Source organism: Bacillus sp. AL-1R, from assembly GCF_052180195.1.
In the GTDB taxonomy this organism is placed as follows: domain Bacteria; phylum Bacillota; class Bacilli; order Bacillales; family Bacillaceae_G; genus Gottfriedia.
On record NZ_CP197469.1, the window covers coordinates 2,436,494 to 2,448,651 of the forward strand.

Here is a 12,158-nt window from a genome sequence, read left to right on the forward strand (position 1 = left end):
TCCGACATTTCGGTAAATGAAATTTTTAAAAAGACGAATATTTTTTAGTCTTTAGGATATAACAACCTTGAAAAGCAATTTTTCATATTTACTAACTAATTTTTACTTAGCTAGTACATTTAATATAGATGAAAGGAAAATAGTATGAAAAAAATTGTTATTATTCTATCTATCTTTTTTGCATTTGCCTTTGGTTCCTTAGCTGGCATAGGCTTTAGTAAAGCCGAATTCGCAAGGAGCACACAAGAACATAATGTTATGTCTACTAATTGGTTTCAAACCTCTGCGGAAAACAAGGCTTTGCAAATTCAAATCTATAACCAGGCAAAAGAAGAACTGGCTGAAACAATGGCTAAAAAGAAAGCAACTGATAAATTAAAAAATAAACCAAAACCTGCTGCAGTTGTTTTAGACATTGATGAAACAATTCTTGATAATTCCCCTGATACCGCATGGTCGATCAAAAATAATGCTTCCTATCCACAAGGATGGGATGAATGGATTCATATGGCAAAAGCCGAACTAATCCCAGGTGCAAAAGATTTCTTGCTTGCAGCGAAAAAAATGAATGTAGATGTTTTTTATCTTACAAACCGCCCTGAAAAAACAAGAAATGATACAATTAAAAATTTAAATTTACATGGATTACCGAATGTTGACTCAAAACATTTATTTCTTAAAACAGATACAGCTCAAAAAGGACCAAGACAAGCCCAAATTGCAAAAACACACGAAATTGTTATGTTAATAGGCGATAATTCAAATGATCTATCAGATATTTTTTATAAAGCGGATTTGAAAACTCGAAAAGATAATGTCGATAAAATTGCAAAAGACCTTGGGGTAAAATATATCCAATTACCAAATCCGATGTATGGAGATTGGGAAGACGCGATCTATCATTATAAAATGTCAAAAACTGCTGATGAAAAAGCAGTCGATCGATACAAGGCTTTACAACCAATGAAATAGGCTTCTTTCTTAGGTTAGATGAGTTAGTTTTAACTTATCTAACCTTTTTTCTATCTTAATCCTCACATATAAGAATGGAAAAATACTATTTCCTAAGATTTTTTCATTCCTTCTATTTTCCAGCTCATACTCTTCCGCCTTCTTTTCATTTCGATATGATTTACACATCTAATATTCAACAAAACTCCCAAATTACCTCAATTAAAACAATACAAAGTCAATTTTCGAAAAATTCTTGTAACAACAGTCTGTTTGGCTTTGATTTAAGCAGGAAAATGTCAACACAATGAGGAATTTATTCTAAAAACATAATTTTTATCTGATAAATCATTTTAAATTTTAGTTCTTTTCTACAATGTGTTTTTCAAAAGTTCAACGTAATGTGCGTATCAATTTTCCTAGGATATAGATGACAAAATGTACAAGGAGATGTGACAAAATGTTAGAAGTAGGAAATTTAAAGGAAATCGAACAAACCATTTTTAATCATACTGGTCAGATAATCCAAACAATTGATCGCGAGGTTGAGATTCTTACTCGGCAAGAGGAACCATTAATTGTCTTACTTAATAATGTTTTAAGTGATGAAGAATGCGACGATTTAATTAACCATTCGAAATTACGCATGAAACGCTCAAAAATAGGGTTAACTCATGAGGAAAATGATATGCGAACAAGTAGTGGGATGTTTTTTGAGGAAAGTGAAACGGAACTAATTAAACGTATTGAAAAACGAATCGAAACGATCATGAATATTTCAATCGAACATGCGGAACCATTACAAGTGCTTCATTACGAACCTGGGCAACAGTATAAACCACATTTTGATTACTTTTCCAACCATCGAACAAATAATAATAGGATTAGTACACTCATTCTCTATTTAAATGATGTGGAAGAAGGCGGCGAAACGATTTTTCCTGCGCTCAATTATTCTGTTTCCGCCAAAAAAGGCACTGCCTTATACTTTGAATATTTTTATCAGGACGAAGCAATCAATGAACTTACAATCCATGCAGGTAGCCCTGTTATAAGCGGAGAAAAATGGGTTGCGACTCAGTGGATGAGACGACAACGTATTCGCTAGAATAATTTGCATCTTTAGGACCAGATATTTCAGATAATTCCAAAAATATCTGGTCCTATTTTACTTCCTCATGCAGACTATATGAGTTACTATTAATCAATTTTGTCCCCTTTTACATCCTCATGAACTCTCCAGTGGTACTAAATCTCGATTTTTTCCGATTTTACTTCCTCATGAACTCTACATGAGATACCAATCCTCATTTTTTCCCTAATTAACTTCCTCTTCAACACCCTTAAGTTACTAAAAACCACATTCCTCCTTTTCCAATCTCCTAATAAGCACTCCAATACTAACGAAATCAATCTATCATCAAAAAAACGCAAGGGATCAACCTTACGTTTCTCAATTTCATTATTATTCAACTTCATTCAAAAAGCTTTCAACTACTTGTACATATTCTTCTGGCTCTTCAATGTAAGGCATATGTGCACTTTGCTCAAAAACGTGGAATTTTCCATTTGGCGTTAGCTCACTGAAATATTCTGTTGACTTAGGTGTTGCTTCATCGTATCTTCCGCAAGTATACAATGTAGGGATTTTGATCTCTTTTAACTTAGAAGTGCAGTCAAAATCTTTTAAGTTTCCAGTAACATGAAACTCGGATGGCCCCCACATAATATTGTAAACTTCTGGATTTCTATAGTGTTTTCCTTTTTTCAGGAATTCTGGATATGGGTCTAATCTGCAAACAAAATGCTTGATAAATACAGCGTTAGCATTTTTGTATTCTTCTGAATCTGTTGTTCCATTTTCCTCGCACTTTATTAATGTTTCTTGTACATCAGGTGGGAGTAGTTTTCGATTTCGATCCTGATCTTGTGCCCATAATGGTGCGCTTAAGCAAGGGCTTGAAAAAATGATACTCCGCACTCCAACTGGTCTCGATAAATAATAAGCTGCAGCTAGGGTTGTTCCCCATGAATGACCAAGAATATGAAACTCATCCAGCGAAAGCGCTTGTTTGATTTGTGCTAATTCTTCAACAAATCGATCAATATTCCATAAAGAATGATCTGTTGGACGATCAGACTTCCCACAGCCTAACTGATCATAAAAAATAACTGGTCGATCTTCTGCTAATACGTATAGACCTTGCATTGAATAATGCGATGATCCAGGCCCTCCATGTAAAACAACGACAGGGATTTTAGATGAATTCTTATTATGAAACTGATACCATACCTTCCCGCCTGTTACTTCAATAAACCCCTCTATCACGTTCATTTATTTCTCTCCTTTTTATTCAAAACAATCTATTAACTAGGAAAATAACCACCCGTCTCAAACATCGGTTTTTTTAATAATATAAGCAAGTATTAAAGGAATCATTGGAAAAAATGCAACTACCCTCAACCAACTCTCCGCCCCACCAAAATAGAATGTTGGTAGTATAAATACAATCCCGCTCACTATTAATGTTTTCCAGGATTTTTTCCATAGACCCCATACTAAAAGTAAGATTCCTGAACTAATTAACATCCAAAAGATTAACCCTACCCAATAAAATCCTGCGTATACCATTTATTCTCACCCGTTATATGTGTTATAGGTAATCATTCCAGTAAAAATAAACGATAGGTATTACTTTTTATGTATGCTTGGATCATTTCTATATTTATCTGAATTTTACCACATTTTTATATAAAAAAGAAAAACATTATGAATTTCGAGTTAAGCATTACCTATTTAGTTTTTTAACAACCTTATTCAAAGAAATTGTGAATAGTCATGAATTATTATGTGTTGAAATAATATAGGAAAGTAAGACATTTAACAGCCAATGGGGGCGATTAAATTGGCATATGTGGAACTTGATTCACATACAAAGCTCTATTATGAAGATCACGGAGAAGGTCAAACAGTTATTTTTGTTCATGGTGTTATGATGAGTAGTAATTTTTTTCATAAACAAGTACCATATTTTAGTAAAAATTATCGCGTTATTACTTTAGACTTACGAGCACATGGGAAGTCTTCGAAAGTTCAATATGGGCATACAGTAGCACAATACGCTCGTGATTTAAAATGCTTTATAGAAAAACTAAATTTAAAGGATGTAATTTTAGTAGGCTGGTCAATGGGAGCTTTTGTATTGTGGGATTATGTTAATCAGTTTGGGAGTAAAAATATTAAGGCGCTAACAGTAGTTGATCAATCCGCATCCGATTATATTTGGCCAGATTGGGAGTTTGGAGCATTTGATTTTATGATTTTAAAAAATGTAATGCAGTCAATTCAAGAAGATCAGAACAAATTTAATAGTGATTTTATATATGGTATGTATAAGGATCAACCTGATCCAAAAGAACATAAATGGATATTAAAAGAAATGAATAAATTACCTGCAGCAATTGCAAGTACAATCGTATTTAATCAAACTGCTGTAGATTATCGAGATACGCTTTGTCTTGTTGATATTCCAACATTAATTTGTTTTGGTAGCCATGGATTTTTCCCATTAGCTGCTGGTGAATATATTCAAAAAAATATAAAAGATTCCAAATTTGTTCCTTTTTATAATAGTAGTCATCTTTTATTTTTGGAAGAAACAGATAAATTCAATCAGGAGTTAGACGAATTTTTTAAAGAAGTGCAAAAATCTGGAAAAAGAAAAACAAAATCTAGAAAAAAAGAAAAAAAAGAAGCAGGAAACTAAATGATAAACAAGGAATGCAGGATTTAGGCATTAAAGGATTGAAAGATTTTATTGTCAATTCTCACCCTACCTGCTTTTCTTGTGTTCATTCCTCCTGCCAATAACTTCACTTAAACCAACCTTTTTCTTTCGATTGTTTTATTGCTTCGATTCTATTTTTAACTTCTAATTTGTCTAAAATCATCGATATATAATTTCTCACTGTTCCTGTTTTAAGACGCAATTCATCCGCAATTTCTTGCGTGTTCTTACCATCAGCAACTAGCTCTAAAACTTCTTTTTCACGGTCAGTTAACGGATTCGCCTCGGCGTATACATCATCCATCAGTTCCGGAGCATAGATTCTCTTCCCAGAAATAATACTTCTAATTGAGCTAGCTAGCTCTTCACTTGGGCTATCCTTTAATAAATAGCCTTTTACACCTGCTTTTAATGCTCTTTGAAAATAACCAGATCTTGCAAAAGTTGTTAAGATAATCACTTTACATTCTAAAGGTTTTAATTCTTCTGCAGCCTCCAGTCCAGTTTTGCCAGGCATTTCAATATCCATTATACAAATGTCAGGTTGTAATTGCTTGACTAGTTTAACTGCTTCTTCTCCATTTGCAGCTTTACCAACAACTTCCATATCATCTTCTAAATTAAGTAAAGATCCAAGCGCACCTAATAGCATTCGTTGGTCTTCAGCAATGACGATTCTAATCATATTAGTTCCTCCACTTCAATTTGTTTTACATCGATCGGAACTTTCATAATTAAAGTCATTCCGTTTTCACAGTATACCTCTAATGTTCCATTAACAAATTCGAGTCGTTCCTTCATACCGATTAGGCCATAACCTGATGAGAATTTTTCTAAATTACATCCAACTCCATTATCGGTTACAGAAAAAATAATTTCATTTTTCATTTGTTTAATTGATATTTTACATAAAGTAGCATTGCTATGTTTTACAACATTCGTTACGGCTTCTTTTAAACACATACTGACAATATTTTCTGTAAGTAATGATACATTTGTAAGTTGGAAGTTATCGTTACATTCAACTGTAATTTCAGCAGCATGCAGTATTTGCTTAATTCTGATTAGTTCATCTTTTATTCGAATACCTCTCATTTGAGATACTATTTTTCGAACCTCATTTAAGGCTGTTCTAGCTGTTTGTTGTACATCTTTTAATTCATTTTGAGCTAAATCAGGATCTTTTGAAATCAACTTTCTAGCTAAGTCACTTTTTAAGCCAATCAGTGAAAGTTTTTGACCTAACGTATCATGTAAATCACGAGCAATTCTTTGACGTTCTTCTAGTTTTACAAGATCTGAAATACGTTTATTGGCATCTACTAACTTTTCTTCCAATTGCCCTCTTTCATTTCGACTGTATAAACTAAATGGTAACAAAATAACGCTAATCCAAGTAATGATAATAAAAGGAAGCTGCCTAATGATTAATTCTTCTTGAAGGATAATCGTGATGTTGATGGAAATTGTAGTGATGACTAAATGAAGTATATACAAAGTTAAAAATGTAACTCGATTTTTTCTCTTTCCAATCATATACGCTATAAAAAAAGCAAAATATACATAACTAAAGAGTATATTCATTGTAGTGGATAAGATGATTAAGATGGATGACCATAGAAAAATTGACCACCCTTTTGATCTGTATGCCAATCGATAAATGATAAAAAATGATATTGTTAGTAAAATTCCAATAATGATTCTTAAAGTAGAATGTGCAGAAAGAAAAATAAAATAAAATGGAGAAATTCCTAAAACTGTCCAAATATATGGTGAGATTCCTGTACTTTTTAGGAAAACTAGATATCTTTTAAACATAATTTTACCTCATTTAATTCAAACGTTTTGTGGCCTTCTTTAACAATCTTATCATATTTAATGAAATTTAATCTTTATAAAAATGTAAATAAAATACATCAAAAGTTCAGACAGTGTCTGAACTTTCGCGATTTACTTTATAGACTGTTTTTAGATCTTTAAATCTTACAAATTGTTTTGTTTCTTCATCCCATAATTTGAATTTTAAAGATGTTAAACTTGTTTTTAGTGTAATCGTCGGTACATTTTGTAGTGGCAGCGTATTATTATGAACAGTCTCCAAATTATAATTCGGCACACGTGGACTTAAATGATGAACATGATGGTATCCAATATTACCAGTTATCCACTGTAATAGTTTAGGAAGTTTATAAAAAGAGCTTCCTTCAACCGCTGCTTTAACATATTCCCAATTCTCATCTTCTTCAAAATAAGTGTCTTCAAATTGGTGCTGTACATAGAAAAGCCAAATTCCTAATACTGCCGAAATGAAAAAGATTGGACCTTCCACTAATAAATAATTTTGCCAACCTATTGTATAGCAAAATAATGCTGAAACCCCAACAATTAAACTATTCGTTAAATAAGTGTTCAGTCTTTCTTTTAATTTTGCATTTTTCGTATTGAATCGATTTGATATTAATACGATATAAATTGGTCCTAATCCAAACATGATTAATGGATTACGGTATAGACGATATTGTATTTTTGTAATGAGCGGTGCTGCAATGTACTCTTCAACAGTTAAAACCCACATATCTCCAATTCCGCGCTTATCTAAATTACCACTTGTCGCATGGTGGATTGAATGACTATGCTTCCACTGGCTGAATGGAAATAAAGTAACAACCCCTGTAATAGTGCCTAGAACTTTATTTGCTGTTTTATTCTTAAAAAATGATTGATGACAACAATCATGGAAGATAATAAAGATCCTTATTAAGAATAATGCAGCAACAACATCGATAAAGATCGTTAATACGACTGAAATAGAAATACTTTTATAAGCAAGATACCACAACAATATAAATGGAATAAAAGTATTGATCATTTGCCAAATACTAGCTTTTAAATTTGATTTTTCATAAGGAATAATTTGTTTTCGTAAACTTTTTTGATTTTCTTTTGACATTTAGAAGTTCCTTCCTAATGTTGTAACTTTTCATTACTATATTATCCTAATTATATAAGTTATTTTTCCTAATGGTAGTAGCAGGCGTCATATGGAAAATATGACAAATGTCATATTCGATGAAACGCTTACTTACAATCTGAATGCAATAAAACACATTTATTAGAATGTTTCATTTTTTGGTAAATATTATCTTTTTTTCATAAAAAAAAAGTAATACTCAAATAGTATTACTTTTAATCAGTAAGGGCTCCAAAAGCAACATTTTTTATGGTTTTGCCACTTTTTTATTCTTTTTTATTTTTCCAAAAGGTTTAAAATACGTAATGAAGGTCATAAATACTAAGCAACTTAAGTTAAAAATACCTGATATTATAATCGAAATCCAAGTTGACTCAAATTTATTTTCATTAAGTGCACTTGCACCTAATCCTTCTGCAGTTTTTACTAAAAAAGAGAACCAATCATTTATAAAAAAGATGCCAATCAAAATGACTAAGACTGTTAAAACGAGTTTTATGACAACCCAATAATACTTTACTAATCCCCACTGCGTCCAAACTGAAAGTAAAATTCCAGTAAATAAAGTTGCGAGTGCAGGATATTTTAGTAAATTTTCATCAATGATATGCATACTTGAAAGTGTATAAATTAGTTGCTCTGAGTTTTGCGCATTTTTCAAATAGAATCCTAAAAGTAATAAACTTAAAGTACCCCCAAACCAAGCACATATTGCTAAAACATGTACACTAACTAATATATTTTTTTTCGTTAAATTTATTTTCTTTTTCGCCACTACCCTGTTCCCTCCGTTTTCATTAATATTATACTTTTCATCATAGTGGTAAGATATAAAGCTACTATTATCAATTTCTTAAATAATTCTTAAATCAACACGAAAGATAAATTATTTGCCTGATTTATACTCAAGAAAACTAATTATTTTCATAAAAAAGAGTCATCCTATAAGCCAGTTACTTACTCACAAGATCACCCTTTTATTTTTATTTAATTTTAATCTTTAAACCGATATCCCGCTCCCCATACGGTCTCAATATAATTTGGGTTGGATGGGTCAACTTCTATTTTTTCTCGGATTTTACGGATATGAACAGTTACAGTTGAAATATCTCCAATTGTTTCAAATCCCCAAATCCGATCAAATAATAACTCTTTACTAAATACTTTATTTGGATTTGAAGCAAGGAAGGTAAGTAAGTTAAACTCCTTCGTTGTGAATATTTTTTCTTCTCCATTTACAAGAACTTTTCTAGAATCTTTTTGGATTGTAAGTCCTTTTACTTGAATTTCTTCTTCATTTATTTGGCCTTTACTTGCTAAACGTTGATACCTTGATAGATGAGCTTTGACTCTGGCTATTAACTCACTTGGACTAAATGGTTTGACGATAAAGTCATCTGCCCCTAGACCAAATCCCCTAATTTTATCAATATCTTCTGTTTTAGCTGAAACAATTAAAATCGGAATGTCTTTACTTTCCCTTATTTTTTTACATATTTCAAATCCATTTATTTCTGGCAACATTAAATCGAGAATGATTAAATCATATTCCTTTGATAATGCTTTTTGAAGTCCGTTTATCCCATTGGATTCTATTTCAACTTCAAAATCATTTAGTTCTAAATAGTCTCGTTGTAATAATGCGATACTTTGATCATCTTCAATAATTAAAACCTTTTTCATTTCGTCACCTTTGATATTGATTTCTTATTTAATGAAAGAAAAATATTTGTATATTCACCAATTTGACTTTCTGCCCACACTTCTCCATCGTGCTCTTCAATGATTCTTTTTGCGATCGCTAATCCTAAACCAGTCCCACCTGTTGATAGATTTCTTGAAGGATCAGCTCTATAAAAACGATCAAAAATAAACGGAAGCGCCTCTTTAGATATTCCCTTACCGTTATCATGAAATTTTATTGTTATTTTTTCTTTGTCATCTATTAATTTTATAGAAATCCGTTTTTCATCTTTATCCATGTATTTCAAACTATTTTGAATGATATTTGTCATTACACGTTTGAATTGTTCCCGGTCTATCATAACAATACTATTTTCTTTGTCCACATTTTCACAATAAGTAATACTGACATTTATCGGTTCTAAATCAAATTTTAACTCCTCAATCCGATCGACTAAATAATGATGAATATTTACTTCTTCAAAATGAAATGGTACACGTTTTAAATCTAGCTTTGAATAAAGGAAAAGTTCATTAATCAACTGATCCATATCCAAGGTTTTCAGATAAATTGTTTCAATATACCTCTCCATTTTTTCAGGTGTATTCGCTACGCCATCTTTAATACCTTCAATATAGCCTTTTATTGATGTAATTGGTGTCTTAAGGTCATGTGAAATATTAGCGATTAATTCTTTTCGATTTTCTTCGTATTTTTTCTGTATTTCCGCTGCCTCTTTTAGATTTTTTCTCATACTTTCAAAACTAATTGCTAATTGACCGAGCTCATCTTTATTTATTGGTTTAACTTCAAAATTTAAATTTCCTTCACTAATTTGTTTAGCAGCATTTGTCAGATTTTTTACAGGTCTTAGTATGCTTCTTGAAACAAAATATGATAGCACACCATTTGTAATTGCAAAAATAGGGACAATGATTCCGAATCGAAAAAAATAAAATGAATGAGGTGGATGACCATTAAATTTAGGTTCAAAAACCTTATAGTAAAACACACCGAGCAAAATCTCGATGAGGATAAAAGAAATGATTGGAATAACAATCATAGCAATATTAGATAAGATTAACCGTTTTCGAATCGACAAGATATACTCCAACTTTCACCAAATGATAAACTATTACTTTAGATAGTTGTTTGTGGCAAAGTATAATTCAGAAATATTAATTGCCTATTATTAAATTCTTAAATAATTCTTAAATTTTATACTACCATCTTCCAAAAAATGATATTTTAGTAAAATTAAAAAGTGTGACACATACTTAAGCATCACACCGATTCATAATATAATGATACTTTTCTACAAGCTACCAATACTATTCGCAAATATCCCCAGTTAAAACTAGATATTTACCTATTTGCCCAAACAAAAAAAATTAATTTTCATACTTTAATAAGGATTAAACTAAAAAGGAGTTGATAAAATGAACTTTTTCCCTCAATATCGCACATTTCCAGGTTTTCCAGGATTTCCAGGGCAACCGGGCGGATTCCCAGGCCAGCCAGGTGGATTTCCAGGGCAACCGGGTGGTTTTCCAGGATTTCCGGGACAACCGGGTGGCGGAGGCCATAGTCAAGGGAGTCAACCGACTGCACCACCACCTTCATTCACTCCAACAATGTCTCAAGCAACAGCATTCGCAATAGATCCAGGTGCGATCGCTGGTTGTCGATTTAGAAATACTTATGTTTGGTTGAATAATGGAGAACAATTCTGGTACTTTCCAACCTTCGTCGGCAGACATTCAGTAGCAGGCTGGAGATGGAATGGCTGGAGATGGGTTTTCTTTGGAATTGATACAAATCGAATTAGATCATTTACGTGCTTCTAAAAACTATAAAAGCCTTGTGATTAACATTCACAAGGCTTTTTAACGAAAGACATTTCAAACTTAATTGAATAAACACATTCTTGATTTCTTCCATTCATTTTCGCAAAGTACAGAGCTTTATCGGCAAAATTGATACCATCTTCTAGTTTAATTGAATCATTTGGCACTAAAATTACCAACCCAATACTAGCACTTACATATGAAGAAACGAATTCTATTCATTCGTGTGGTTATAATAGAGAGTTTGCTATTTAATTAGCAACCCCATCATTAAAGTATTACAGTACTTTCCATTAATATAAGTATCTTCTTTCATAACACCTTCAATTTCAAATCCTAAATTTTTATACAATTGAATAGCTTTAAGATTTTCTTCATTCGTTACTAATTGAATTCTTCTAGTTAAATCATTTTGTTTAGCCCAATCAATTAATGATTTCATCAATAACTTCCCTAAACTTAAACCCCAATATTCTTTTTTAATGACAATGCCTAGTGTACCTACATGCTTTGTACGCTCCTTTTGACTTGAATTGATCGAACCGATACTTATTATTTGATCATTGATCGTACCTAATAATATTATCGAATTTTTTTCATTGAAGGTTTCTTCTAAAAAAGTCTGATATTCTGCTTCATTTCTTTTAAACTCGTTTTCTCCAAACGATAAAAAGTTTGTTTCTCCACCTACTATATTATAAAAATCTATAATTGCTTTAGCATCAGTTCCTGTTGCTTGACGAACTTTTACTATTTCTCCATTTTTTAATTTTAATTCAAACATTCTATTACTCCTTTACAATTTTAAAACAGATGAATAAGCAGCCATTTCTGACTGCCCGAAAACGCTCGCTTTCTTGGTTTACTTCGCCTAATTTAGCGATTCTCATTATCGTCTAAGAAAAATCCGCCCCTCT

Annotated in this window: 14 protein-coding genes; 4 read left to right on the top strand and 10 right to left on the bottom strand. The window is 31.8% G+C overall.

Annotated elements, in window-relative coordinates; genetic code table 11:
* The first annotated feature begins 144 nt into the window (after positions 1 to 144).
* Both ACSBO6_RS11360 and ACSBO6_RS11365 read left to right on the top strand, forming a co-directional pair.
* Entirely contained in the window at positions 145 to 972 is an 828-nt protein-coding gene (locus ACSBO6_RS11360) for a 5'-nucleotidase, lipoprotein e(P4) family (RefSeq protein WP_498843374.1), read from the top strand.
* Between the two features lie 439 nt (positions 973 to 1,411).
* The gene (locus ACSBO6_RS11365) at positions 1,412 to 2,059 is read left to right on the top strand and encodes a 2OG-Fe(II) oxygenase (RefSeq protein ID WP_098846080.1); all 648 of its coding nucleotides are present in this window, start codon (positions 1,412 to 1,414) and stop codon (positions 2,057 to 2,059) included.
* A gap of 357 nt (positions 2,060 to 2,416) precedes the next feature.
* On the opposite strand, the gene ACSBO6_RS11370 is transcribed toward ACSBO6_RS11365, so the two are convergent.
* Together ACSBO6_RS11370 and ACSBO6_RS11375 are read right to left on the bottom strand one after the other, a co-directional pair.
* Complete coding sequence (locus ACSBO6_RS11370; protein WP_498843375.1) at positions 2,417 to 3,286, bottom strand: proline iminopeptidase-family hydrolase; 870 nt, start codon at positions 3,284 to 3,286, stop codon at positions 2,417 to 2,419.
* Positions 3,287 to 3,343: 57 nt separating this feature from the next.
* A complete protein-coding gene (locus ACSBO6_RS11375) occupies positions 3,344 to 3,583 on the bottom strand; it encodes a hypothetical protein (RefSeq protein WP_498843376.1) in 240 nt (79 codons plus the stop codon).
* A gap of 274 nt (positions 3,584 to 3,857) precedes the next feature.
* Between ACSBO6_RS11375 and ACSBO6_RS11380 the strand changes: the two genes are divergently transcribed.
* Positions 3,858 to 4,718, top strand: coding sequence for an alpha/beta fold hydrolase (locus ACSBO6_RS11380; protein ID WP_498843377.1), 861 nt, complete (start codon positions 3,858 to 3,860; stop codon positions 4,716 to 4,718).
* 106 nt (positions 4,719 to 4,824) lie between these two features.
* Here the strand turns inward: ACSBO6_RS11380 and ACSBO6_RS11385 are convergent, their stop codons facing one another.
* The 6 genes from ACSBO6_RS11385 to ACSBO6_RS11410 all read right to left on the bottom strand — a co-directional run bounded on the left by ACSBO6_RS11385 (position 4,825) and on the right by ACSBO6_RS11410 (position 10,496).
* Entirely contained in the window at positions 4,825 to 5,424 is a 600-nt protein-coding gene (locus ACSBO6_RS11385) for a response regulator transcription factor (RefSeq protein WP_098846084.1), read from the bottom strand.
* The gene (locus tag ACSBO6_RS11390; protein WP_098846085.1) at positions 5,421 to 6,557 is read right to left on the bottom strand and encodes a sensor histidine kinase; all 1,137 of its coding nucleotides are present in this window, start codon (positions 6,555 to 6,557) and stop codon (positions 5,421 to 5,423) included. Before ACSBO6_RS11390 ends, ACSBO6_RS11385 begins: the two co-directional genes overlap by 4 nt.
* A gap of 106 nt (positions 6,558 to 6,663) precedes the next feature.
* Complete coding sequence (desA, locus tag ACSBO6_RS11395) at positions 6,664 to 7,689, bottom strand: Delta(5) desaturase DesA (protein WP_098846086.1); 1,026 nt, start codon at positions 7,687 to 7,689, stop codon at positions 6,664 to 6,666.
* A 268-nt stretch (positions 7,690 to 7,957) separates the two neighbouring features.
* Positions 7,958 to 8,485 (bottom strand): hypothetical protein, encoded by a 528-nt coding sequence (locus ACSBO6_RS11400; protein WP_098846087.1) that lies wholly within the window; start codon positions 8,483 to 8,485, stop codon positions 7,958 to 7,960.
* 218 nt (positions 8,486 to 8,703) lie between these two features.
* The gene (locus ACSBO6_RS11405) at positions 8,704 to 9,393 is read right to left on the bottom strand and encodes a response regulator transcription factor (RefSeq protein ID WP_098846088.1); all 690 of its coding nucleotides are present in this window, start codon (positions 9,391 to 9,393) and stop codon (positions 8,704 to 8,706) included.
* A complete protein-coding gene (locus ACSBO6_RS11410; protein WP_498843378.1) occupies positions 9,390 to 10,496 on the bottom strand; it encodes a sensor histidine kinase in 1,107 nt (368 codons plus the stop codon). The genes ACSBO6_RS11405 and ACSBO6_RS11410 overlap by 4 nt, the downstream gene beginning before the upstream one ends.
* Before the next feature lie 337 nt (positions 10,497 to 10,833).
* On the opposite strand from ACSBO6_RS11410, the gene ACSBO6_RS11415 reads away from it, so the two are divergent.
* Positions 10,834 to 11,241, top strand: a complete 408-nt coding sequence (locus tag ACSBO6_RS11415; RefSeq protein WP_498843379.1) for a collagen-like protein — start codon at positions 10,834 to 10,836, stop codon at positions 11,239 to 11,241.
* Between the two features lie 20 nt (positions 11,242 to 11,261).
* On the opposite strand, the gene ACSBO6_RS11420 is transcribed toward ACSBO6_RS11415, so the two are convergent.
* Together ACSBO6_RS11420 and ACSBO6_RS11425 are read right to left on the bottom strand one after the other, a co-directional pair.
* Positions 11,262 to 11,459, bottom strand: a complete 198-nt coding sequence (locus tag ACSBO6_RS11420; RefSeq protein ID WP_142339216.1) for a diguanylate cyclase domain-containing protein — start codon at positions 11,457 to 11,459, stop codon at positions 11,262 to 11,264.
* Positions 11,460 to 11,488: 29 nt separating this feature from the next.
* Positions 11,489 to 12,025, bottom strand: coding sequence for a GNAT family N-acetyltransferase (locus ACSBO6_RS11425; protein WP_098846091.1), 537 nt, complete (start codon positions 12,023 to 12,025; stop codon positions 11,489 to 11,491).
* Positions 12,026 to 12,158: the final 133 nt, after the last annotated feature.

What these genes read in the sequence shown, in the direction of transcription:
- desA (WP_098846086.1), bottom strand. Translation starts at nt 7,689, where the DNA reads ATGTCAAAAGAAAATCAAAAAAGTTTACGAAAACAAATTATTCCTTAT.
- ACSBO6_RS11405 (WP_098846088.1), bottom strand. Translation starts at nt 9,393, where the DNA reads ATGAAAAAGGTTTTAATTATTGAAGATGATCAAAGTATCGCATTATTA.
- ACSBO6_RS11370 (WP_498843375.1), bottom strand. Translation starts at nt 3,286, where the DNA reads ATGAACGTGATAGAGGGGTTTATTGAAGTAACAGGCGGGAAGGTATGG.
- ACSBO6_RS11365 (WP_098846080.1), top strand. Translation starts at nt 1,412, where the DNA reads ATGTTAGAAGTAGGAAATTTAAAGGAAATCGAACAAACCATTTTTAAT.
- ACSBO6_RS11375 (WP_498843376.1), bottom strand. Translation starts at nt 3,583, where the DNA reads ATGGTATACGCAGGATTTTATTGGGTAGGGTTAATCTTTTGGATGTTA.
- ACSBO6_RS11360 (WP_498843374.1), top strand. Translation starts at nt 145, where the DNA reads ATGAAAAAAATTGTTATTATTCTATCTATCTTTTTTGCATTTGCCTTT.
- ACSBO6_RS11415 (WP_498843379.1), top strand. Translation starts at nt 10,834, where the DNA reads ATGAACTTTTTCCCTCAATATCGCACATTTCCAGGTTTTCCAGGATTT.
- ACSBO6_RS11425 (WP_098846091.1), bottom strand. Translation starts at nt 12,025, where the DNA reads ATGTTTGAATTAAAATTAAAAAATGGAGAAATAGTAAAAGTTCGTCAA.
- ACSBO6_RS11390 (WP_098846085.1), bottom strand. Translation starts at nt 6,557, where the DNA reads ATGTTTAAAAGATATCTAGTTTTCCTAAAAAGTACAGGAATCTCACCA.
- ACSBO6_RS11385 (WP_098846084.1), bottom strand. Translation starts at nt 5,424, where the DNA reads ATGATTAGAATCGTCATTGCTGAAGACCAACGAATGCTATTAGGTGCG.